General features: G+C 63.7%; 19 protein-coding genes. 13 read left to right on the top strand and 6 right to left on the bottom strand.

The window, feature by feature from the left end; all coding sequences use genetic code 11:
- Window positions 1–16: 16 nt before the first annotated feature.
- The gene (locus ABDX79_RS18190) at window positions 17–1,306 is read left to right on the top strand and encodes a sodium:solute symporter family transporter (protein WP_346221729.1); all 1,290 of its coding nucleotides are present in this window, start codon (window positions 17–19) and stop codon (window positions 1,304–1,306) included.
- A 641-nt stretch (window positions 1,307–1,947) separates the two neighbouring features.
- On the opposite strand, the gene ABDX79_RS18185 is transcribed toward ABDX79_RS18190, so the two are convergent.
- From ABDX79_RS18185 to ABDX79_RS18170, 4 genes are all read right to left on the bottom strand, one after another.
- On the bottom strand, window positions 1,948–2,814 hold the full coding sequence (locus ABDX79_RS18185; RefSeq protein WP_346221728.1) for a 50S ribosomal protein L11 methyltransferase: 867 nt from the start codon (window positions 2,812–2,814) through the stop codon (window positions 1,948–1,950).
- 5 nt (window positions 2,815–2,819) lie between these two features.
- On the bottom strand, window positions 2,820–4,706 hold the full coding sequence (locus ABDX79_RS18180; RefSeq protein ID WP_346221727.1) for a cation:proton antiporter: 1,887 nt from the start codon (window positions 4,704–4,706) through the stop codon (window positions 2,820–2,822).
- A 270-nt stretch (window positions 4,707–4,976) separates the two neighbouring features.
- Window positions 4,977–5,567: an SCO family protein gene (locus tag ABDX79_RS18175; RefSeq protein WP_346221726.1), complete on the bottom strand. Its 591-nt coding sequence runs from the start codon at window positions 5,565–5,567 to the stop codon at window positions 4,977–4,979.
- Window positions 5,568–5,610: 43 nt separating this feature from the next.
- Entirely contained in the window at window positions 5,611–5,793 is a 183-nt protein-coding gene (locus ABDX79_RS18170) for a hypothetical protein (protein WP_346221725.1), read from the bottom strand.
- 71 nt (window positions 5,794–5,864) lie between these two features.
- Here ABDX79_RS18170 and ABDX79_RS18165 point away from each other — a divergent pair, with 71 nt between their 5' ends.
- The gene (locus tag ABDX79_RS18165; protein WP_346221724.1) at window positions 5,865–6,566 is read left to right on the top strand and encodes a DapH/DapD/GlmU-related protein; all 702 of its coding nucleotides are present in this window, start codon (window positions 5,865–5,867) and stop codon (window positions 6,564–6,566) included.
- Here the strand turns inward: ABDX79_RS18165 and ABDX79_RS18160 are convergent.
- On the bottom strand, window positions 6,521–7,741 hold the full coding sequence (locus tag ABDX79_RS18160; RefSeq protein WP_346221723.1) for an MFS transporter: 1,221 nt from the start codon (window positions 7,739–7,741) through the stop codon (window positions 6,521–6,523). The two genes, ABDX79_RS18165 and ABDX79_RS18160, sit on opposite strands and share 46 nt — an antisense overlap.
- 265 nt (window positions 7,742–8,006) lie before the next feature.
- On the opposite strand from ABDX79_RS18160, the gene ABDX79_RS18155 reads away from it, so the two are divergent.
- The 11 genes from ABDX79_RS18155 to ABDX79_RS18105 all read left to right on the top strand — a co-directional run bounded on the left by ABDX79_RS18155 (window position 8,007) and on the right by ABDX79_RS18105 (window position 19,790).
- The gene (locus tag ABDX79_RS18155) at window positions 8,007–8,447 is read left to right on the top strand and encodes a GNAT family N-acetyltransferase (RefSeq protein ID WP_346221722.1); all 441 of its coding nucleotides are present in this window, start codon (window positions 8,007–8,009) and stop codon (window positions 8,445–8,447) included.
- A gap of 81 nt (window positions 8,448–8,528) precedes the next feature.
- Window positions 8,529–9,368, top strand: a complete 840-nt coding sequence (locus ABDX79_RS18150) for a PhzF family phenazine biosynthesis protein (protein ID WP_346221721.1) — start codon at window positions 8,529–8,531, stop codon at window positions 9,366–9,368.
- 84 nt (window positions 9,369–9,452) lie between these two features.
- Window positions 9,453–10,196, top strand: coding sequence for a TSUP family transporter (locus ABDX79_RS18145; RefSeq protein ID WP_346221720.1), 744 nt, complete (start codon window positions 9,453–9,455; stop codon window positions 10,194–10,196).
- Window positions 10,197–10,206: 10 nt separating this feature from the next.
- Entirely contained in the window at window positions 10,207–11,691 is a 1,485-nt protein-coding gene (locus ABDX79_RS18140; protein ID WP_346221719.1) for a cobyric acid synthase, read from the top strand.
- 146 nt (window positions 11,692–11,837) lie between these two features.
- On the top strand, window positions 11,838–12,617 hold the full coding sequence (locus ABDX79_RS18135) for a heme ABC transporter permease (protein ID WP_346221718.1): 780 nt from the start codon (window positions 11,838–11,840) through the stop codon (window positions 12,615–12,617).
- Window positions 12,614–12,799 carry a heme exporter protein CcmD gene (ccmD, locus tag ABDX79_RS18130; protein ID WP_346221717.1) on the top strand — a complete coding sequence of 62 codons (186 nt, stop codon included), beginning with the start codon at window positions 12,614–12,616 and terminating at the stop codon, window positions 12,797–12,799. The genes ABDX79_RS18135 and ccmD overlap by 4 nt, the downstream gene beginning before the upstream one ends.
- 4 nt (window positions 12,800–12,803) lie before the next feature.
- On the top strand, window positions 12,804–13,439 hold the full coding sequence (locus ABDX79_RS18125; protein WP_346221716.1) for a DsbE family thiol:disulfide interchange protein: 636 nt from the start codon (window positions 12,804–12,806) through the stop codon (window positions 13,437–13,439).
- 132 nt (window positions 13,440–13,571) lie between these two features.
- Complete coding sequence (locus ABDX79_RS18120; protein WP_346221715.1) at window positions 13,572–14,789, top strand: argininosuccinate synthase; 1,218 nt, start codon at window positions 13,572–13,574, stop codon at window positions 14,787–14,789.
- Between the two features lie 111 nt (window positions 14,790–14,900).
- On the top strand, window positions 14,901–15,920 hold the full coding sequence (locus tag ABDX79_RS18115) for a 1-aminocyclopropane-1-carboxylate deaminase (protein WP_346221714.1): 1,020 nt from the start codon (window positions 14,901–14,903) through the stop codon (window positions 15,918–15,920).
- A gap of 81 nt (window positions 15,921–16,001) precedes the next feature.
- Window positions 16,002–18,374 (top strand): transketolase, encoded by a 2,373-nt coding sequence (locus ABDX79_RS18110; RefSeq protein WP_346221713.1) that lies wholly within the window; start codon window positions 16,002–16,004, stop codon window positions 18,372–18,374.
- Between the two features lie 39 nt (window positions 18,375–18,413).
- Window positions 18,414–19,790, top strand: coding sequence for an NAD(P)H-dependent oxidoreductase (locus ABDX79_RS18105; protein ID WP_346221712.1), 1,377 nt, complete (start codon window positions 18,414–18,416; stop codon window positions 19,788–19,790).
- A 5-nt stretch (window positions 19,791–19,795) separates the two neighbouring features.
- On the opposite strand, the gene ABDX79_RS18100 is transcribed toward ABDX79_RS18105, so the two are convergent.
- Window positions 19,796–20,797, bottom strand: coding sequence for a cytochrome P450 family protein (locus ABDX79_RS18100; protein ID WP_346221711.1), 1,002 nt, complete (start codon window positions 20,795–20,797; stop codon window positions 19,796–19,798).
- Window positions 20,798–21,017 lie beyond the last annotated feature (220 nt).

Raw genomic sequence — 21,017 nt, 5'->3', positions numbered from 1 at the left:
GTATTGGACTTAAATCGTGCCGGCTGATCTTTCGTCCAGTTTTGCCGTTGTCGCCCTGCTGCTCCTTCCCCTGTTGCTGGCTGCGATCACCCGGCCCTCGAAACCGGGGAACCGGGCGGCGGAATTCGCCCTCAACGCCGGGCGCAACGGACCGCTCGCGACCTTTGCCGGCGCCGTGAGCGGCAATATCGGCATCGGCAGTTTCGTCGCGCTGTTTCTCTTCACAGGGCAAAGCCCCGTGCTCGGCTTTTCGATCGCACTTGCCTATTCGCTGGGGCTTGTCCTCTGCGCCGCCCTCGCCGGCACCATCCGCAAGGTGGCGGGCGAACGCGGCACCGTCGGGCTGATCGATCTCGTCGCGATGACCGAGGGGCGCATCGGGCGCCGGATCGTGTTTGCCTGCTTTGCTTTCGTCTTCGTCCTCAGATCAGCGATCCAGCTTGCCGCCCTCGGGCTTCTGACAGCGCCCTATCTCGGCGTCGAAACCGCCCTTGCCGTCACCGCCTCGGGGCTCCTGATCGCGGTCTATCTCCTCGTCGGCGGCTATCGCGCGGCGGTCGAGACCGACATCGTGCAGGCCGGCGTCATCCTTGTCGCCATGGTGGTCTGCATGGCGGGACTATCCGGCCTGGACGCGCCGGATCGTCCCTTCTTCACCTTCGGCGAATATCGCCCCGCGCTGCTCGCCGGGGTCTGGCTGTTCATTCCCTGGAGTGCGGTCCTTGCCGTCGACAACTGGCAACGCATCACGCTCGCCCGCTCGGACGGCGTTGCGCAGGTGAGTTATCTCGCCGCCGCGCTGGTCTGTGGCCTGCTCTTCTGGGGCATGGCCTATGCCGGCTATGCCTCGCCTCCAGGAGCGGAGGTCTTCGAGACCTATGCGCGGCTTGCCCCCGAGGCGATGCCCTGGATCGCGACGGTGATGTTCGTCGCCTGCATCATGTCCTCCATCGACACGTTCATCATGGCGCTCGTGGTCGGCGGCAATCGCGATGCCGCCATTGGCGCGATGCGGATCATGATCCTCGTCCTGACCGGCCTTGCGACGGTTGCCGCGATCCTCTTCGGCGATCTCCTGTCGACCGTCGTCGCCGCCTTCAACAGCCTCGCGGTCTTCCTTCCGGCGGCGCTTGGCGCGCTCTTCCTCAGCGCGCCGGGCCGCTTCGCCGCACCGATCTCGATGAGCCTCGGGCTTATCGCGGCGATCGCCTTCACCTTCGTCGACGTGAACTCCGCATCCCTTGTCGGCTTTTGCCTTGCCGCCCTCAGCTACGGTCTCGTCAGCCAGCTTCCGCGCAAGATCTGATCCGCGACCCTGCAGCACACCCATGTCATACCGCCGGACGAGTGAATTGCCCCGTTGCGTCAATCTACGCCCGCCAAACGGCTTGTCTGATGATCTTTTCGACGTGAACGGCGATGATGGTTCCGCTTGGTGGAGGGTGGCCACCCTCCACCAAGCGGCGAGAAACGGACCGATAAAACGTTGGCCGAAAGGGCCGTGCCTGAGTGTGGTCGTCCTCGTCTTTCTCGAAGTCCTGAACGGATAGACCGTTGCCGAACCCTCCGAAAGTGCCCGTCCATGCGGGCCGGAATGGCCGACGACGCAGGCGTGGGGCACATAGGCATCTCCAACGCGCATCAGCGGCCGACCGTTGACGAAAACATTCGGGCTCCCACCGATGGCAGGCGTGGGCGGGAAGTGACATCCGTGACCGGAGCCGATGTCTCCCTTGCGATGGGCTGGCGGCATCTCTGAATCTCGTCTTCGGCTGACGGCGCGCGCAAACTGCGCACCCTGTTTCTTCATGCACTATAGAGTGCATATCCACAACCAAAAGAGAGATGAGAATTATCGCCCGATCATCCGGTTACCCGTGCCAGGAGCGGTATGCGCTCACATCAAGGAAAACCGAAACCTCGCAACCAACCGCGCTCAGCCCGGTCTTACCGCGCCAGAAGCAGGGTCACCCATTCACCCATGGTCAAGGTGCGGCGGTGGTAGAGGCCCTGATTGGAAAAGGCAGCGAGCACCGAACGGCGCTGGTGGGTGAGGATGCCCGACAGGATGATCCGCCCGCCGGGGGCGAGATGCCGCCTAAAATCCGGCGCCATCGCCTTCAACGGGCCGGCGAGCACGTTGGCGACGATCAGGTCGAAGGGGTGCCATTCGGCGACCACGGGTGAGCGGAAGCCTGTCGAGACCACCGTCGTCACACTGTTTGAGACGCCGTTCGCCTTCACGTTCTCACGGGCGACATCGACGGCCACGGGATCGATATCCGTCGCGAGAACCGGCAGGCGTCCGAGCTTTGCCGCGCCGATCGCAAGAACCGCACTGCCCGTGCCGAGATCGAGCACGGACTTCGGGCGCTTGCGCCGGATTTCTTCGCCGATCAGCGTCAGGCATCCCGCCGTCGTGCCGTGATGGCCGGTGCCGAAGGCCATGCCCGCCTCGATCTCGATGGCGATGTCGTTGGGTTTCACCTTGTCCCGGTCGTGGCGGCCATGGACCAGGAAACGCCCCGCGCGCACCGGTTTCAGCCCGGCCAGCACCTCGGCCATCCAGTCCTTCTCGGGAAGCTCCTCGCGCCCGACCCGATCCAAGGCGATGCCGAGGACCTCGGCGAATTCCTGCGCACGGTCCTCGCCCTCTTCCACATCGAGATAGGCGGCCGCCTCGAAGATGGCTTTGGCCTCGTCGATTTCGGTGAGCCCAAGCGGGGCACCCTCGTCCTCGAAAGCAGTCTCGAGCGCTGCGTACCAGTGCTCGGCCTCGATCTTCGGACCTTGCGCAAAATAGCGGATCTGCACGGGTTTCAGGCCTTGTTCGTCATGATTTCGGAGGTCTGGCGGGCGCGTTCCTCGCGCCGCTCCTTCTCGTGCGGCTCCGTCGCCTTCTCGATCTTCTCGCGGTTGCGATCCTGCCGCGGCGGCGTGAAGGAGATCAGGCGGTCGCCTGTCACCGGATCGCCGGCCCCTTCGACGGTCGCGAAGATGATGGCGCCCGATGGCTTGATCCAGAGAATGACCTGCGTCTCCGGCGGCCGCTCTTCGTGGAAGTCGTCATAGTCGAATTCCTCGGTCAGGCGAGTGGACTGAAACACCCAGCCATTGTCCACCATCTCGACCAGTTCGTTATAGGTCTTGCCGGGCTGGAACAACGGCAGGCCGCCGATGGTGAAGTTCATGGAACGGCGCTCGGAATTGCCGTTGCGGCCGATCTGGAAGACTGCCGAGCGGCCGATTTCCGGCGCGAAATCGGTGGTGATCAGGGCATTGTAGGCGTCGTTGTCGGTCGCCGCGATCATATGGTCGAAGCGCGCCAGATTGAGGTTGTGGTGAGCGGCCTCGGACAGGATCTCGCCGTACCAGGTCTCGATCTCGGCATAGCGGGCTTCGGAGATGTGCGACCAGTTGGAGTCGGCGATCAATGTCGGCACTTCGTCGGTCTTCAACCGCTGGGCGAGCGCGATGGTGAAGGGCGAGGCGCCGACGAGAAGGATGCCGGGGCGCATGGCCGCCTTCAGACCCAGAAGCCGCGAGAGCGGCCCCAGCGTGAAGCCGTGCAGGAAGATCGTGACGGCGACGACCGCGAAGGTGTAGGCGATCATCGCCTGTCCGTCTGCAACGCCCATATCGGTCAGCGTCGCACCGAACAGGCCGGCGACGGCCACGGCGACGATACCGCGCGGCGCGATCCAGCTGACGAGAACCCGTTCCTTCCAGTCGAGCCCCGTACCCATGGTCGCAAGACCGATCGCGATCGGACGGACGCAGGCGAGGACGACGACGATGAAGGCGAGCGCCTCCCACTGCAGGCTGTAAAGGGTCTCCATCTGGAGCGATGCGGTGAGCGCGATGAAGAGGCCCGAAACGAGGAGGATGGTGATCGTCTCCTTGAAGCGCCGCAACTCGTTGAGTGAGGAGATCTTGGCGTTCGCCATGGTGATGCCCATGACCGTGACGGTGAGAAGACCGGCCTCTTCCAGCACCATGTTGGTGAGCGCGTTCATGGCGACGACGGCCGCAAACAGGATCGGCGCCTTGAGGTATTCCGGCGAATGGCCACGGGTGAAAAGCCAGCCAAGCGCCTTGCCCGCGGCGATGCCGCCACCGATCGCAAGGACGAGCGCCATGACGATCGCGAAGGCGAGGCTTTCCGCCTGATGGCTGCCGTGAAGCACGAGATAGGCTTCGAAGGCGATGACCGCGAAGAGCGCGCCGACCGGATCGTTGACGATCGCTTCCCATCTGAGGATCGAGGCGGGCCGTGCCTTCAGCTTGGCATTGCGCAAGAGGGGCATGATGACCGTCGGCCCGGTGACGACCAGAAGCGCGCCGAGAACCACCGATGTCGGCCAGGACAGCGCCCCGACATAGTGGGCGGCGAGCGCCGTCATGAACCAGACCAGGGGACCTGAGAACATGACGATGCGGCGGACCGCCTTGGACGTCTCCTTGATCTCGCGAAAGTTGAGCGTCAGCCCGCCTTCGAAGAGGATGATCGCGACGGCCGTCGAGACGAGCGGCGTATAGAGATCGCCGAAATCTTGGGCCGGATTGATGAGCCCGGTGAACGGGCCGAAGACGAGCCCGACTGCCAGCAAAAGAACGATCGCCGGAAGCTGAAGCTTCCAGGCGACCCATTGAGCAGCAATACCGGCAAAGCCGATCAGCGCGAGTTGGAAAGCGAGATCGCTCATTCAGGTCCGATCCGGAAGTAAACAAGGCTTTTAGAATAGTTCATGGCGCGGCACAGGAAAGACCACGCGTCACCGCGACGTCTCGAATCCCTGCACGATCAGCCATGACAACGCAACTGCAGCACGAGAGACGCTGAGGCCTGCGGAGCCTTGAAACCATCGGGTTGACAGGGGGCGCCAGCCGCCCGGGCGATGTCCGAGCGCTTCATGTGGCCGCAAGCATGGGAGGTGAGCGCCTCCCACCATGCAGGGCCTTGCGGGAAGCGGAAATCAGACGCCGGACAGCTTTTCGAGTTTGCCGCGCGCCATGTCGGCATCCTCGCCATAGCCGATCGTGCCCGCAAGCCGCCCATCCGCATCGATGAGGAAGGTCGTCGCGGTGTGGTTCATGTTGTAGTTCGCGCCATCACCGTCCTTTTCCGCGATCACGCCCCACCCCTTGAGCATTTGCGCAATCTTCTGAGGCTCGCCGGTGATCGCCAGAACGTCGTCGCTCAGGGATTCGACGTAGTTCTTCAGCGTCTCCGGCCGGTCGCGCTCGGGATCGACCGTTACGAAGACGATCTGGAACGGCTTGCCGCCCTCCGACGCGATCTCCTTCTGGAACCCGGAGAGTTCGTATAGGGTCGTCGGGCAGACTTCGGGGCAATGGGTGAAGCCGAAGAAGACGGCGGAAGGACGGCCGCGCAGGGCCTGTTCGGTGACCGGATCACCGTTCTGATCGACCAGCTGGAAAGGCGAGCCATAGGGCTCGTTCGTGATCATGGTCCGGTTCGTGTCGTGCATCGTCCAGAAGACGGCGAGCGTCGCTCCGGCAAGCAAGGCAGCCGCGACCCAGAGCGCAATTCGAAATGTCTTCATGATATCCCTTGTCCAGACCAGTCGCGATCGCGCGGCGAAAGGACTAGAAGCAGAGCGCCCAGCCTTCGGCGACCGCGTTCAGAAAGATCGCTTCGCCATAGGTGAGCCATCCGGCAACGCCGCCGAACGAAACGACCGCCACGAACGCGACCATGAGCGCAAGACCCATCCGCACGATCCACGGTGAGAGCCTGCCAGCCTCGCCATTTCCAGCAGAATTGGTCATCCCTCTCCCGGATCGCAAACCCTGCGGCCCATCGCTTTCGCGGCCGCATCTCAAGCCCTTCGGTTAGCACCATGCCCGCCTATGATCCAGAGCAGCACCCTTCACATCTGGCGCTTCGGTTTCGTGACCCGGCCCCGAAAACCCATCAAAGCGCGACGATAAAAAGCTGCGAGATCGGCGACTATGCCGATATCGGGCCGCGCGTGACGCTTCGGGAGGTCGCCGTGGGCGCGTTTTCCTATTTCGAAACGGGCGCCGAAGCGTCCTATGCCACCATCGGCAAGTTCTGCTCCATCGCGCCGAATGTACGGATCAACGCCCTTCATCATCCAATGGACCGGGTGACGACCCACAAGATCGCCTATCGGCCGAACGAGTATTTCCGCTGGCGCCCGGTGGATCAGGCGTTTCTGGAAGAACGCCGTGCAAAGCGCGTGACGATCGGTCACGATGTCTGGATCGGCCAGAACGTCGTCATCATGCCCGGCGTCACGGTCGGCGATGGCGCCGTGATCGGCGCGAACGCGGTCGTGACGCGGAATGTCGCTCCATATACGGTCGTCGCCGGTGTGCCGGCAAAACCGCTTCGCAAGCGTTTTTCCGATAAGATCATCGCCCGGCTTGAAGCTCTCCAGTGGTGGGACTGGCCGGTCGAAACGCTGTTCGAGGCCGTGCCGGACATGGCCGAGCTTCCGCTGGAAGCCTTCCTCGACAAATGGGAGGGACTTCAGCCTTCTCTCGAAGTCGCCCGCCCCTCCACCAGCGCGAAATAGGCAAGTGCTGCCGCCGGCATGCCACCGCCGACCAGGCAGACCGCCGTCCAGCCGAAGCTTTCGAGGATCGGGCTCGCAAGGGCGGAGCCGAGCGCGCCGCCAAGGAAGAACGTCGTCATATAGACCGCGTTCAGCCGGTTGCGGATGCTCTCGTCCAGCTCGTAGATTTCCCGCTGGCCGAGAACGAGATTGGCCTGCACGCCAAGATCGATGACGATGCCGGCAAGAAGCAGCGGCCAGAACGTCGTCTCGCCGAACCAGGCGAGGACGAAGGCGATGATCGCCAGCGAGATCGCGATGGTCGTGCCGGTGCGCACATGGCCGCGATCGGCAAGACGGCCCGCGACGGGCGCTGCGAAGACACCGAACACCCCGGCAAGCGTGAAGAGCGCGACCTCCGTGGACGAGAAATTGAACGGCGCGCGAAAGAGGATGATGGGCGCTGCGGTCCAGAACACCGAGAACGACGCGAACATCGCGGCATGGTAGAGACCGCGCCGCCTCAGCACCGGCTCCTTCACGAAGAGCCGGCCGAGAGACCCGATGAGCTCGCCATAGCCCTTGCCGGCCGGCGGCTGGCGATGGGGGATGACGAAGACGCCGATGGCGAGAACGATTGCGACGGCAACGCCGGAAAGGCCGAAGACACCGCGCCAGCCCACATATTCGGCAAGGAAGCTCGCGATAGGTCGCGCGAGAAGAATGCCGCCGAGAAGGCCTGTCATGACATTGCCGACGACAGCGCCGCGCTGGCTGGCGGGCGCGAGATTGGCCGCCAGCGGCACGATCATCTGCGCCGCGACCGAGGTGAGGCCGACGAGAAGCGTCATCGCAAAAAGCGCCGCAAGACCCGGCAAAAGGGCGAGACCCGCCAGACTCACGAGATTGAGCCCCATGGTGGCCATGATCAGCTTGCGGTTTTCGAGAATATCGCCGAGCGGCACCAGAAGGATGAGCCCGATCGCATAGCCGGCCTGAGAGGCGGTCACGATGAAGCTTTCGAGGGCGACGGGTAGTCCGGTATCGGCCCCGATCAGCGCAACCAGCGGCTGGGCATAGTAGAGGTTCGCCGCCAGCGCCCCGCAGGCGAAGGCAAAAAGCGTCGTCAGCAGCGTGCCGATGCCGCGCGGTTCGTCGGCCGACCTGTTCGTCGCGGTTTCGCTTGGCGCGCTCATACGGTCCAGTCCCGTCAATGTCTTATTGGGTGCGGCACCTTTCGGGGATGCCTTGCTCGACAGAGCGAGAAATAGGCTCTTTCGCGCATGCGAAAACCTGACCGTTCGACGAATGGATCGTTCCCGTCGCGGCGACGATCATCGTAGCGGACCCCGCGAGCCGAGCCATTCGGAAGCGCGATCGATCCATTCCAAGATTTGATTGGCATTCGGGCGACGAAGGGGCTCTGACAGGACCCAACACGCAACCGATGGATGTTTGCCCATGGCCTTCGACATACGCCCGCTCACGCTGGACGACGAGCCCGAATGGCGCGCGCTCTGGACAGGCTATCTCACCTTCTACGAGACGACGCTTGCGGACGACGTTTACCGGTCGAGTTTCGCGCGGATGCTGTCGGGAGCGGCTGGCGAATTTCGCGGGCTCGTCGCCGCCCGTGACGGAAAGCTCGTCGGCCTCACCCATTATCTCTTTCATCGCCACGGCTGGCGGATCGAGGATGTCTGCTATCTTCAGGATCTCTGGGTCGAGCCCGATCATCGCGGACGCGGCATTGCGCGGGCGCTTATCGAGGCGGTCTATGGGGCGGCCGATGCCCATGGCTGCGGCAAGGTCTACTGGATGACAGAGGAGACCAACACGACCGCCCGCCTGCTCTACGACCGGATCGCGACGAAAAGCGGCTTCATCGAATACAAGCGCTGAGCATAATCTCGCCGGATCGTTCGGCAGCAGGAACCGTCACCAACCGCCCAATCTCGCCGCCCGACTGCAGGAGCCCCGCCGATGCCCACCCTTCCCATCTATCAGGTCGATGCCTTCACGAGCGATCTCTTCGCCGGCAATCCGGCCGCCGTCGTACCGCTCACCGAATGGCTGCCCGACGAGATGCTGAGAAAGATCGCGGCGGAGAACAATCTCGCCGAGACGGCCTACGTCCTGCCGGCTGGCGAAGACCGCTGGGAGCTCAGATGGTTCACGCCGGCGATCGAGGTGCCGCTCTGCGGTCATGCGACGCTCGCAACCGCCTTCGTCCTCACCGAATGCCTCGGCGTGACGGCCGAAACGCTCACCTTCGTCACCCGCCATTCGGGCGAGCTGACGGTGACGCGGGCGGAGGATGGCCGCTTCATCATGCGCTTTCCGCCACGCAGCCTCGAGCCCCACGAGGCCCATGACGAGCTTTCCGCCGCCCTCGGCAAGGCGCCGAAGAAGCTTTTCTTCACGAAGGTCGCGGGCGAGACCTCGTTTCTTGCCGTCTATGACACGGCCAGCGACATCCTCGATCTCGATCCCGATATCCGCGCCATCGCGGCCGTGCGCTCGCGCAACGTGGTCGCGACCGCGCCGGGCAGCGATGTCATCGTCACGGCGAAGGGCGACAGTGTCGATTTCGTCAGCCGCATGTTCGCTCCGAATGCCGGCATCGACGAGGACCCGGTCACCGGCTCGGCCCATTGCCTCCTCGCCCCTTTCTGGGCCGAACGCCTCGGGAAGACGAAACTCACCGCAAGGCAGGTTTCAAAACGCGGCGGCGATCTCTGGTGCGAGGTGGACGGCGACACGGTCGTCGTCTCTGGCTACGGGGTTCTTTATCTGGAGGGGCGCATTCACGTGCCTGATTGAGGCGGAACGGCCCGCTGCTTTCTTTTCGATGCGGGTGAACCCCACACGCTTGCGCTTTTCCTCCCGCTCCGCCAAAGCCCGTCCATGCCCATCGACATCCTTCTTCTTCTCGTCGCGGCCGCGTTTCTGGCCGGTTATATCGATGCCGTCGCCGGCGGTGGCGGGCTGGTTACCATCCCCGCCCTGCTTCTGTCCGGCATGGACCCGCTCACCGCGCTCGGCACCAACAAGGTGCAGGGCATTTTCGGATCGGGCTCGGCGACCATCGCCTATGCGGCCAAGGGGCATGTGAACCTCAAGACCCAGTGGCCGGCGGCGCTCGCAGCGGCCGGGGGCTCTGTCGTGGGGGCACTCGCGGCCTTCGTCGTGCCGACGGATGTCCTCGAAATCGGCCTTCCGTTTCTCTTGATCGCCGTAGCGCTCTTTTTTGCCTTCAGGCCCGGCCTCAATGATCTCGACCGGGAACGGCGGATCTCGCCCGCTCTCTTCACCGGCTTTGCCGTGCCGTTGATCGGGGCCTATGACGGGCTGTTCGGCCCCGGTACCGGCTCTTTCTTCATGATCGCCTTCGTCACGCTTGCCGGCTACGGCGTCCTCAAGGCGACGGCGCACACCAAGCTGTTGAATTTCTCTTCCAATCTCGGCTCGCTGGCGATCTTCATTCTGGGTGGCGCGGTGATCTGGAGCGTCGGGCTCGCCATGGGCGTCGCGCAGTTTCTGGGCGCGCGGCTGGGCGCGGCGACCGCCATGCGCTTCGGCTCGAAGCTGATCCGCCCGCTTCTGGTCGTCACCTGTCTGGCGCTGGCGACGAAGCTGCTCATCGGCTAAGCCGCAAGGCATGACCAAGACACCCGCCATCATGCTGCAGGGCACGGGCTCGGATGTCGGCAAGTCCGTGCTGGTGGCGGGGCTCTGCCGGCTGTTTACCCGGCGCGGGCTGACCGTGCGGCCCTTCAAGCCGCAGAACATGTCGAACAACGCCGCCGTCGCGCGCATTCCCGGCACCGCCGAATTCGGCGAGATCGGCCGGGCGCAATGGGTTCAGGCGCTCGCCTGCCACACGCCGGCAACGACGTGGATGAACCCGGTGCTCCTGAAGCCCCAGTCCGAGACCGGCAGCCAGATCGTTCTGAACGGCCGGATGGCCGGCAGCGCCAGGGGGCGGGACTATCAGGCCCTGAAAGGCGAATTCCTGAAGACCGTGCTCGAAAGCTTCGAGGCCCTTTGCGACGACGCCGATCTCGTCATCGCCGAGGGTGCGGGCTCGCCGGCCGAGATCAATCTGCGCGCGAACGATATCGCCAATATGGGCTTTGCAACCGCCGCGAACGTGCCGGTGATCCTCACCGGCGATATCGACCGGGGCGGCGTCATCGCCTCCATCGTCGGCACCCATACGATCCTCGACGACAAGGACCGCGCGATGATCGCCGGCTTCCTCATCAACAAGTTCCGGGGCGACGTCTCGCTCTTCGATGACGGGCTCACGGCGATTACCGGGTTCACTGGCTGGCCCTCCCTTGGCGTAATACCCTTCCTTCCCGCCGCGAACCGCTTGCCGGCAGAAGATTCCGTCGCGCTCGAAAAGCTTAGCCAAAGGGAAAGCCGGCCGGGCGATCTCGTCGTCGCGGTCCCGCGTCTCGGCCGGATCGCCAATTTCGACGATTGCGATCCGCTGGCCCACGAGCGCGGCGTCTCGCTCATCTTCGTCGCGGCGGGCGAGCCGCTGCCCGAGAATGCCGATCTCATCCTCATTCCCGGCTCCAAATCGACGATCGCCGATCTCGAAGCCTTTCGCGCGAACGGATGGGACCGCGACCTTCGCCGTCATGTGGAGAAAGGCGGCCATGTGGTGGGGCTTTGCGGCGGCTATCAGATGCTGGGCAGAAGCGTCACCGATCCGGCGGGCATCGAGGGCCCGGCGGGAACATGCGAAGGTCTCGGCCTTCTCGATATCGAGACCGTGCTGTCGACGGACAAGACCGTGCGCGAAGGCTCAGCGACCATGTTCAGCGGCGAGGCGCTGGAAGGCTACGAAATTCATCTCGGCATAACGAGCGGTCCTGATTGCGCCCGCCCGGTCTGCCGCATCGGCGAGACGCCCGACGGGGCGACAAGCGCCGATGGAAGGGTCTTCGGCACCTATCTTCACGGCGTTTTCGCAAACGATGCCTTCCGGCGCGATCTTCTCGCACGGCTCGGACTCAAGGCCACTGGCGCAAGTTACCGGGCGGGCGTCGAGGCTGCCCTCGACGAGATCGCCGCCCGGTTGGAAGAGGTCGTCGATTGCAGCAGGCTGCTGGAGATCGCCCGGAGCCGGTAAGAGAGGCGGTCACGCGCAACGGGCACCGATCTCGAAATCAGCCAAATCCGCCGCTATCAGCCTGTCTCGGAAGCCGAACGGGTTTCGCGCTTCGCCGCAGGCTTTTGGGTTTGCGGGGCTTTTGAGGAAAGGCTAGAACGGATCTCATGAGCAATGTCGCCACAGGCCGGCCCGGCCGCTTCGCCATCCTCGCCAACCCGACGCGCTTTCTGGAGCTGTCGGGCAAGATCCTGCCATGGCTCTATGCGCTGGCCATCCTCGCGATTCTCGCGGGACTGACGCTCGGCTTCATGGCCCCGGAGGACTATCAGCAGGGCGCAACCGTGCGGATCATGTTCATCCATGTGCCGTTTGCCTGGCTCTGCATGATGATCTGGACGGTGATGGCCATATCGGCGCTCGGCACGCTGGTCTGGCGTCATCCTCTGGCCGATGTCTCGATCAAGGCGGCAGCGCCTATCGGCGCGGTGTTCACCGTGCTGGCCCTTCTCACCGGCTCCATCTGGGGCCGGCCCATGTGGGGCACTTGGTGGGTATGGGACGCGCGGCTCACCTCCGTCTTCGTGCTTCTGATCATGTATCTCGGCCTCATCGCGCTCACCCGCGCGCTGGACGAGCCCGGCAAGGCGGCAAAACCCGCCGCGATCCTCGTTCTCGTCGGCTGGGTGAATATCCCGATCATCAAGTTCTCGGTCGACTGGTGGAACACGCTGCATCAGCCGGCGAGCGTGATGCGGGTGGATGGCCCGGCAATGCCCGCCGAATTCCTGACGCCGCTTCTTCTTTCCGCGTTCGGGTTCACGCTGCTCTTCTTCGCCCTGCATCTCACGGCGATGCGCACGGAAATCCTGCGCCGCCGCGTCGAGGCCCTGTCCCGGCTCGCGGCCCGCAAGGCCGAACGGTCCAAGACGGAGACACCGGCATGAGCGACGGCTATACCGGCTTCATCCTCGCGGCCTATGGCTTTTCCGCGCTTGCGATCATCGGCCTCGGCGTCTGGATCGCCCTCGACTCCCAAGCCCAGAAGCGGGCGCTCGCCGATCTCGAAGCGCGCGGAATACGTCGGCGGTCCGATGCGAAACACGCAGCCTCGTCGAAAGGGGCCTGATCCGATGAGCGACCACGAAACCGAAACGCCCAAACCCAAAGGCTCGAAGCGCGGCTTTCTCGTCGCCCTGCCGCTTCTCCTTTTTGCGGGCCTTGCGGGGCTCTTCTTCTACGCGCTTCACCAGAACCAGCTCGGGCGCGACATCACGGAAATTCCCTCGGTCCTGATCGACAAGCCGGCTCCGAGAACGGTTCTTCCAGGCCTTGAAGACATGCGGACGGCGAGCGGCGAGCCGATCCCCGGCCTCGACATGAGCGCGCCCCACGACAAGCCCATGCTGGTCAACGTCTTCGCCTCATGGTGTGGCCCGTGCCGGCAGGAGCATCCGCTGTTGATGGAGCTTGCCAAGGACGACCGGCTCGACATCGTCGCGATCAACTACAAGGACAAGCCGGCCAATGCGCGCGGCTTCCTTGAAGCCCTCGGCAACCCGTATGACGCGATCGGCGTCGACCAGAAGGGCGCGGCGACGATAGACTGGGGCGTCTACGGCGTGCCGGAAAGCTTCCTCATCTCGACCGACGGCCGCATCGTCTACAAGCAGACCGGCCCGTTCTCCGAACGCACCTTCCGCGAGGAACTGATGCCGGCGCTGGAAAAGCTGCTGAAGGACAAGGGCACGGCACCGGCGGTGGGCTGATCCTTCGCCGGGCACTTGTCTCGTTCGGCCGTTAAATCCCCATCCTGTCGATCTGATGCGACCCCATGGTTTTCTTGTGCGCCAAGCTTGCTATAGAGCGCAGCAAAGACAACACGCCTTGAAAGAACACCGATGGCCCTTCCCCGAGACGTCAAAAAGGTCGTCCTCGCCTATTCCGGCGGGCTCGACACCTCCATCATCCTGAAATGGCTCCAGACCGAACTTGGCGCGGAAGTGGTGACCTTCACCGCCGATCTCGGCCAGGGCGAGGAACTGGGCCCCGCCCGCGAAAAGGCCGAACGGGCCGGCGTGAAGGACATCTATATCGAGGACGTGCGCGAGGAGTTCTGCCGCGACTTCGTGTTTCCGATGTTCCGCGCGAACGCCGTCTATGAGGGCACCTATCTTCTCGGCACCTCCATCGCCCGGCCGCTGATCTCCAAGCGTCTCGTGGAGATCGCAGCCGAGACCGGCGCAGATGCGATTGCCCATGGTGCGACCGGCAAGGGCAACGATCAGGTGCGCTTCGAGCTTTCGGCCTATGCGCTGAACCCGGACATCAAGGTCATCGCCCCCTGGCGCGACTGGGAATTCAAGTCGCGCACCGATCTCCTCGATTTTGCCGAGAAGAACCAGATCACGGTGACGAAGGACAAGCGCGGCGAGGCCCCGTTCTCGGTCGATGCGAACCTTCTGCACTCCTCCTCCGAAGGCAAGGTTCTGGAGGACCCGAACGAGGGCCCGCCGCCTTACGTCTTCATGCGTTCGGTCTCTCCCGAAGAAGCACCCGATACGCCGACGACCATCACCATCGGCTTCGAAAAGGGCGATCCGGTCTCGATCGACGGCAAGGCGATGAAGCCGCACGAGATCCTTGCGGCGCTCAACGATCTCGGCCGGGACAACGGCATCGGCCGTCTCGATCTCGTCGAGAACCGCTTCGTCGGCATGAAGTCGCGCGGCATCTACGAGACGCCGGGCGGCACGATCCTTCTTTCCGCCCATCGGGCAATCGAGTCGATCACCCTCGACCGCGGCGCGATGCACCTGAAGGACCAGCTCATGCCGCAATATGCCGAGCTGATCTATAACGGCTTCTGGTTCTCCCCCGAGCGCGAAATGCTCCAGGCAGCGATCGACCATTCCCAGAAGCATGTGGAAGGCACGGTCCGGCTGAAGCTCTACAAGGGCAATGTCATCGTCGAGGGCCGCGAGAGCGCGAAATCCCTCTACAACGACGCGCTCGTCACCTTCGAGGACGATCACGGCGCCTACGACCAGAAGGACGCCGCCGGCTTCATCAAGCTGAACGCCCTGCGCCTTCGCACCCTCGCCAAGCGCGACCGGTAAATGAAACGAGGAGCGAGGCGCCTCTGGTCGAAACGATCAGAGGCGCCTAGCACTCGCTCATTTCGAATTTTTCGATTAAGCCGCGCCGAAACAGGCTCAGGAGAATCGCCGGTGTCGCTGCTCGCACAATTCGAACGCTACCCCCTCACCTTCGGCCCGACGCCGATCGAACACCTGCCCCGCCTGACCGAGGCGCTCGGTGGCAAGGTCGAGATCTACGCCAAGCGCGAGGACTGCAATTCCGGCCTCGCGATGGGCGGCAACAAGCTGCGCAAGCTCGAATATATCGTGCCGGATGCCCTCGCTTCCGGCGCCGACACGCTGGTTTCGATCGGCGGCGTCCAGTCGAACCACACCCGCATGGTCGCGGCGACCGCCGCCAAGCTCGGGCTGAAATGCGTGGTAATCCAGGAAAAATGGGTGCCCCACCACGACGCGGTCTACGACCGGGTCGGCAATATCCTGATGACCCGCCTCATGGGCGCTGATTCGCGCCTCGTGGACGATGGCTTCGACATCGGCATCCGAAAGAGCTGGGAGGATGCGATCCGCTCGGTGGAGGAAGCCGGCGGCAAGCCCTATGCCATTCCCGCCGGGGCCTCGGTCCACAAGTTCGGCGCGCTCGGCTATGTCGGCTTTGCCGAAGAGGTCGCAGCGCAGGAAAAGGAGCTCGGCTTTACATTCGATTACATCGTCGTCTGCGTCGTCACCGGCTCCACCCAGGGCGGCATGATCGTCGGGTTCGCCGCACAGGACAGGGCCGATCGCGTCATCGGGATCGATGCGTCGGGTACGCTTGACCAGACCCGCGCGCAGGTGCGTTCCATCGTCGACAACACGGCCAAGCTGGTGGAGCTTGGCCGGGATGTCCGCGACGACGAGATCGTCATCAATCCGGATTACGCCTATCCGGCCTACGGCGTCCCCTCGGAGGAGACCAATGCCGCGATCCGTCTTGCGGCCCGAACCGAGGCGATGATGACCGATCCCGTCTATGAGGGAAAATCCATGCAGGGCATGATCGACCTTACGAAGAAGGGCTTCTTCCCGGAAGGCTCGAAGGTTCTCTACGCCCATCTCGGCGGTGCGCCTGCCCTCAACGGCTACAGCTCCTATTATAAGGATGGTTGATACGGCGATGGCCTGACAGGAACGCTGCAGGCCATCGCGTCATTCAACGAGGAAGGGAGGTCCTCTTTGTCTGAATATCCCATGAAACTCGTGGAAAGCCGTCTCTTGTGGCTCTCGCACTGGATGATCCATCACGCCAACCACGTTCGCCCGAAGGTGGACGGCATCAAGGTTGGTGGCCATCAGGCCTCGTCCGCCTCCATGGTCCAGATCATCACGGCGCTTTATTTCTCCGCGCTGAGGCCGGAAGACCGCGTGGCCGTGAAGCCCCATGCCTCGCCGGTCTTTCATGCCATGCAATATCTGATGGGCAATCAGAGCCGCGAGCAGCTGGAAGCCTTTCGCGGGCTCGGCGGCGCCCAGAGCTATCCGAGCCGGACGAAGGACAGGGACGACGTCGACTTCTCGACCGGTTCCGTCGGACTTGGGGTCGCGATCACGAGCTTCGCCTCGATCGTCCAGGACTATATTCAGGCCAAGACCTGGGGCGCGGATGTGCCGCTCGGCCGTATGGTGGCTCTCGTCGGCGATGCCGAACTCGACGAGGGCAATGTCTACGAGGCCCTGCAGGAGGGCTGGAAGAACGACCTGCGGAACTGCTGGTGGGTCATCGACTATAATCGCCAGTCTCTCGACGGGATCGTGCGCGAGGGTTTGTTCGAGCGGATCGAGAAGATGTTCGCCGTGTTCGGCTGGGAGGTCGTGCGCATCAAGCACGGCGCGCTCCAGCGGGCAGCCTTCGAGGAGCCAGGCGGGCAGAAGCTGCGCGACTGGATCGATGCCTGCTCCAACCAGGAATATTCCGCCCTCACCTTTCGGGGCGGCGCGGTCTGGCGCGAGCGGCTGATGAACGATCTCGGCGATCAGGGCGATGTCTCGGCGCTGATCGACCGGCGCAGCGACGACGAACTCGCCGACCTCATGGAAAATCTCGGCGGCAACTGCACCGCGACTATGGCCGAAACCTTCGCCTCGATCGATCACGATCGCCCCACATGCTTCCTCGCCTATACGATCAAGGGCTGGGGCACGCCGATCGCCGGTCACAAGGACAATCACGGCGGGCTGATGACGAAGGACCAGTTCGCCGAATGGCAGCGCTATATGGGCGTTGCCAAAGGCGAGGAATGGGAGCCTTACGCGACGATCGAGGATACCGAAGCCTTCAAGGCCTTTCTCGACGCGGTTCCGTTCTTCGCCAAGGGAACGCGGCGCTACAGGGCCGAGAAGATTTCCGTCCAGGCCGTCGCGCCGCCGAAGGACAAGACGATCTCCACCCAGGCGGCCTTCGGCAAGATCCTCGACACCCTCGCCAAGGGCGACAGCGATCTGGCCGCGCGCATCGTCACCACCTCGCCGGACGTCACCGGCACCACCAATCTCGGGCCGTGGGTGAACCGGCGCAAGCTCTTTGCCCGCAAGGATCAGCTCGACGCCTTTATCGAACACAAGATCCCGTCCACCGCGAAATGGGTGTTCGCGCCGGAAGGCCAGCATATCGAGCTCGGTATCGCCGAGATGAACCTTTTCCTGCTGCTGGCCGCCTCCGGGCTCTCGCACTCGCTCTTCGGCAAGCGTCTGATCCCGATCGGCACGCTCTACGATCCCTTCGTCAATCGCGGCCTCGATGCCCTGAACTACGCCTGTTATCAGGATGCCCGCTTCATCGTCGTCGGCACCCCGTCAGGCGTTACGCTCGCGCCCGAAGGCGGGGCGCACCAGTCGATCGGAACGCCGCTGATCGGCATGAGTCAGGATGGACTGTCGGCCTTCGAACCAGCCTTTGCCGACGAACTCGCGGTCATCCTCGAATGGGCGTTCGAATATCTCCAGCGCGATGGCGATGCCGTCCTCAACGAGCGCACATGGCTGCGCGACGAGACCGGCGGATCGGTCTATCTGCGCCTTACCACCAATCCCATCGAACAGATCGGCACGCGCGCCGACGACGCGTTCCGGCAGGGCGCGATCGACGGGGCCTATTGGCTGAAGACGCCGGGACCCAATTGCGAGATCGTCATCGCCTATCAGGGCGCGGTCGCGCCCGAAGCGATCAAGGCGGCGGGCATTCTTGGCGAAGGCCGGCGCGATATCGGCGTTCTCGCCGTCACCTCGGCGGACCGGCTGAATTCCGGCTGGCTCGCGGCCCAGCGCGCACGGTCTCGGGGCAACAGGCAGGCTCGCTCCCATATCGAAAGGCTCTTCGAGGCCCTACCCGCGAGCTGTCACCTCGTGACCGTGATCGACGGCCATCCGACGACGCTCTCCTGGCTTGGCGCGGTCGCCGGGCACCGCACTATCCCGCTCGGCGTCGAGCATTTCGGCCAGACCGGCACGATCGGCGATCTCTACGATCATTTCGGCATCGATGCCGCGACCATCGTCGACCGGGTGGAGGGGCTGACTGCGGGGCGGAAACTCTCCGAAAGCGTACGCGCGACCATCGGAAGCTGACACTTCAGATCAGACGACGGCAAGGAGGGCCGGAACCCCATGAATCTCTATACAAAGCTCAAGGCCCGGCAGGATGCGGGCAAGCCGATCCGTGTCGGCCTGATCGGCGCAGGCAAGTTCGGCTCGATGTTTCTCAGCCAGGTCCGGCACGTGCCCGGCATGCATCTCTACGTCATTGCCGATCTTTCGGCGGCCCGCGCGAAGGACGCGATGACCAATACCGGCTGGGACCTCGGTTCCGTTCTGGCCTCAAGCTTCGAGGATGCGCTTTCGACCGGCCGCACGATGATCACCGAGGACCCGGATGCGCTTATCAAGGCTTCCGGCCTCGATGTCATCATCGACGCGACGGGAAGCCCGGCAGCCGGTATTCACCATGCCCTGCTCGCGGCCGAGGAAGGCCGGCACATCGTCATGGTCAACGTGGAGGCCGACGTCCTCGCTGGGCCGTATCTCGTCAAAAAGTTCGACGAGGCGGGCCTCGTCTACTCCATGGCTTACGGCGACCAGCCGGCGCTCGTCTGCGAGATGATCGACTGGGCCCGCACCTGCGGCTTCAGGATCGTCGCGGCCGGCAAGGGCACGAAATATCTCCCCGAATACGCCGCCTCGACGCCGGACACGGTCTGGGACCATTACGGCCTGACGCCCGAGGAGGCGAAGGCCGGCGGCATGAACCCGCAGATGTTCAACTCCTTCCTCGACGGCACTAAATCGGCGCTGGAAATGGCCGCGATTTCCAACGCGGCCGATCTCCTCGCGCCCCGCGGTGGGCTGAAATTTCCGCCCGCCGGCACGCACGATCTCGCCAATGTGCTGAGGCCCGTCAGCGCCGGCGGAATGCTTGATGACGCCGGCATGGTCGAATGCGTGTCGAGCGTCGAGCGCGACGGCCGGCACGTCTTCGGCGATCTCAGATGGGGCGTCTACGTCACCTTTGAAGCGATGGACGAAGTCGGGCGCGGCGCGGACTATGTGCGCCGCTGCTTCCGGGAATATCAGGTCGTCACCGACACCTCGGGTCGCTATGCGACGCTCTTCCGGCCGTCCCATCTCATCGGGCTCGAACTGCCGGTTTCGGTCGCAAGCGCTGCCCTGCGCGGCGAGCCGACCGGACGGACCAACGCCCTCGTTTCCGATGTCGTGGCCGTTGCCAAGAAGCAGCTCAAACCCGGAGACAGGCTCGACGGCGAAGGCGGCTACACCGTCTGGGGCCGCATCGCCCGCGCAGAGGATTCGCTGCGCAACAATGGCCTGCCGATCGGTCTTGCCCATGGGATGACGCTGAAAAACGCCGCCCCTGAAGGCGCGATGCTGACCTGGGACGATGTCGAGGCCGGCGAGAGCCAGGCGATCACCGTGCGCCGGGCTATGGAAGACGCCGAGCGGGCGCGTCTTGGCCTTACCAGCCACTGACGCTCTCAGGCGACGGATCGAGCCTCCTGTGCAAAGCGCAGAACAATGCCCGAGGGATGGCGGAAATTCGCCGGTCGCGGGGTCGCTGCCGTGCGTTCGAGCGTGATCGCGCTGCGGTCCATGGCGAGCAATTGCTCGGTCAGAAGGGCAAGCTCGGCTTTTGCGAGTAGATGACCGGGGCAGCTGTGCTTGCCCTGGCCGAAGGTCAGGTCGAAGCCCGCGCTGCCGTGGGGCACCGGGCAGCCTGAATTGCTCTTGACCAGATCCACATGGACGATGTCGCCCTTTTCGAACGCGGTCTCGCCGATCACCGTATCGGCGCTGCAATAGCGCGTTGCAAGGCCGAGCGGCGGATCGCTGCGCAAGAGACCGAGATTGAAGGCCTCGACGCCGGCCTCCGTGCATTCGCGCACGAAGCGCTCGTGATCCTCGGCCCAGAGCATCAGGAGGCTCTTCATGGCCACCGTCGTCGTCTCGGACCCGGCGACGGCAAGAAGCGAGAGTTCGGCCTCGCGCTGTTTCGGCTCGAGGTCCGCGAAGAGACCGTCGGCCCGTGCAAAGAGCTCGCTTCGAAGATAGGCTTTGGCCTCGGCGACGCCCGGCCCCTTCACATTGGTTTCCAGATAGGCGATCGCAGGGCGCACCTTCGCGTGATGCTCCATCGGATCGATATCCTCACAGCCAAGAAGCAGGAGGATCACCCGGTTCGGCACATAGACGGCAAGGCGCATCAGGTCGTCATACGCCCTGGCATCGGCAAAGCCTTCCGCCATGCTCTGTTCGATGACGGAGCGATAGGCCTCCGACGTGAGCGCGCGCCGGGAAAAGTCCTGCAGCCAGTTTCGCTTGCGCGCGACATGACCCTTTCCCTCCACATCGAGCACCGTCGGCCCGAACAGCTGACGGGTCGCACGAAATGGATGATCGGTCCGAAACTGAGCACTTTTCAAGATTGCGACGCTTTCATCGAAGCCGTCGACGAAGATGGGATCGCGGCGATCAGCCATGGTCACTCCTTTTATTACGCTGCGTCATTTTATAGAATCCGTTGTTCGCGACATCGCTCAGTGTTGCGATCGGCGTGCCGGGGCATTCGAGCCATGCCGCAGGCAGCACGCGACACTACAACCTTGTCGCGAGCACCTCGTTGAAATTCCATGCTTTTCCGTTTCATATCGGAACAATTCACACCAATAACGCGATTTATTTCGATTTTCACGCGAAAAA

Origin of the sequence: Fulvimarina fulva (assembly GCF_039652615.1) — a bacterium.
Taxonomy (GTDB): Bacteria; Pseudomonadota; Alphaproteobacteria; order Rhizobiales; family Rhizobiaceae; genus Fulvimarina.
This window is presented reverse-complemented; position numbering and strand designations above follow the sequence as displayed.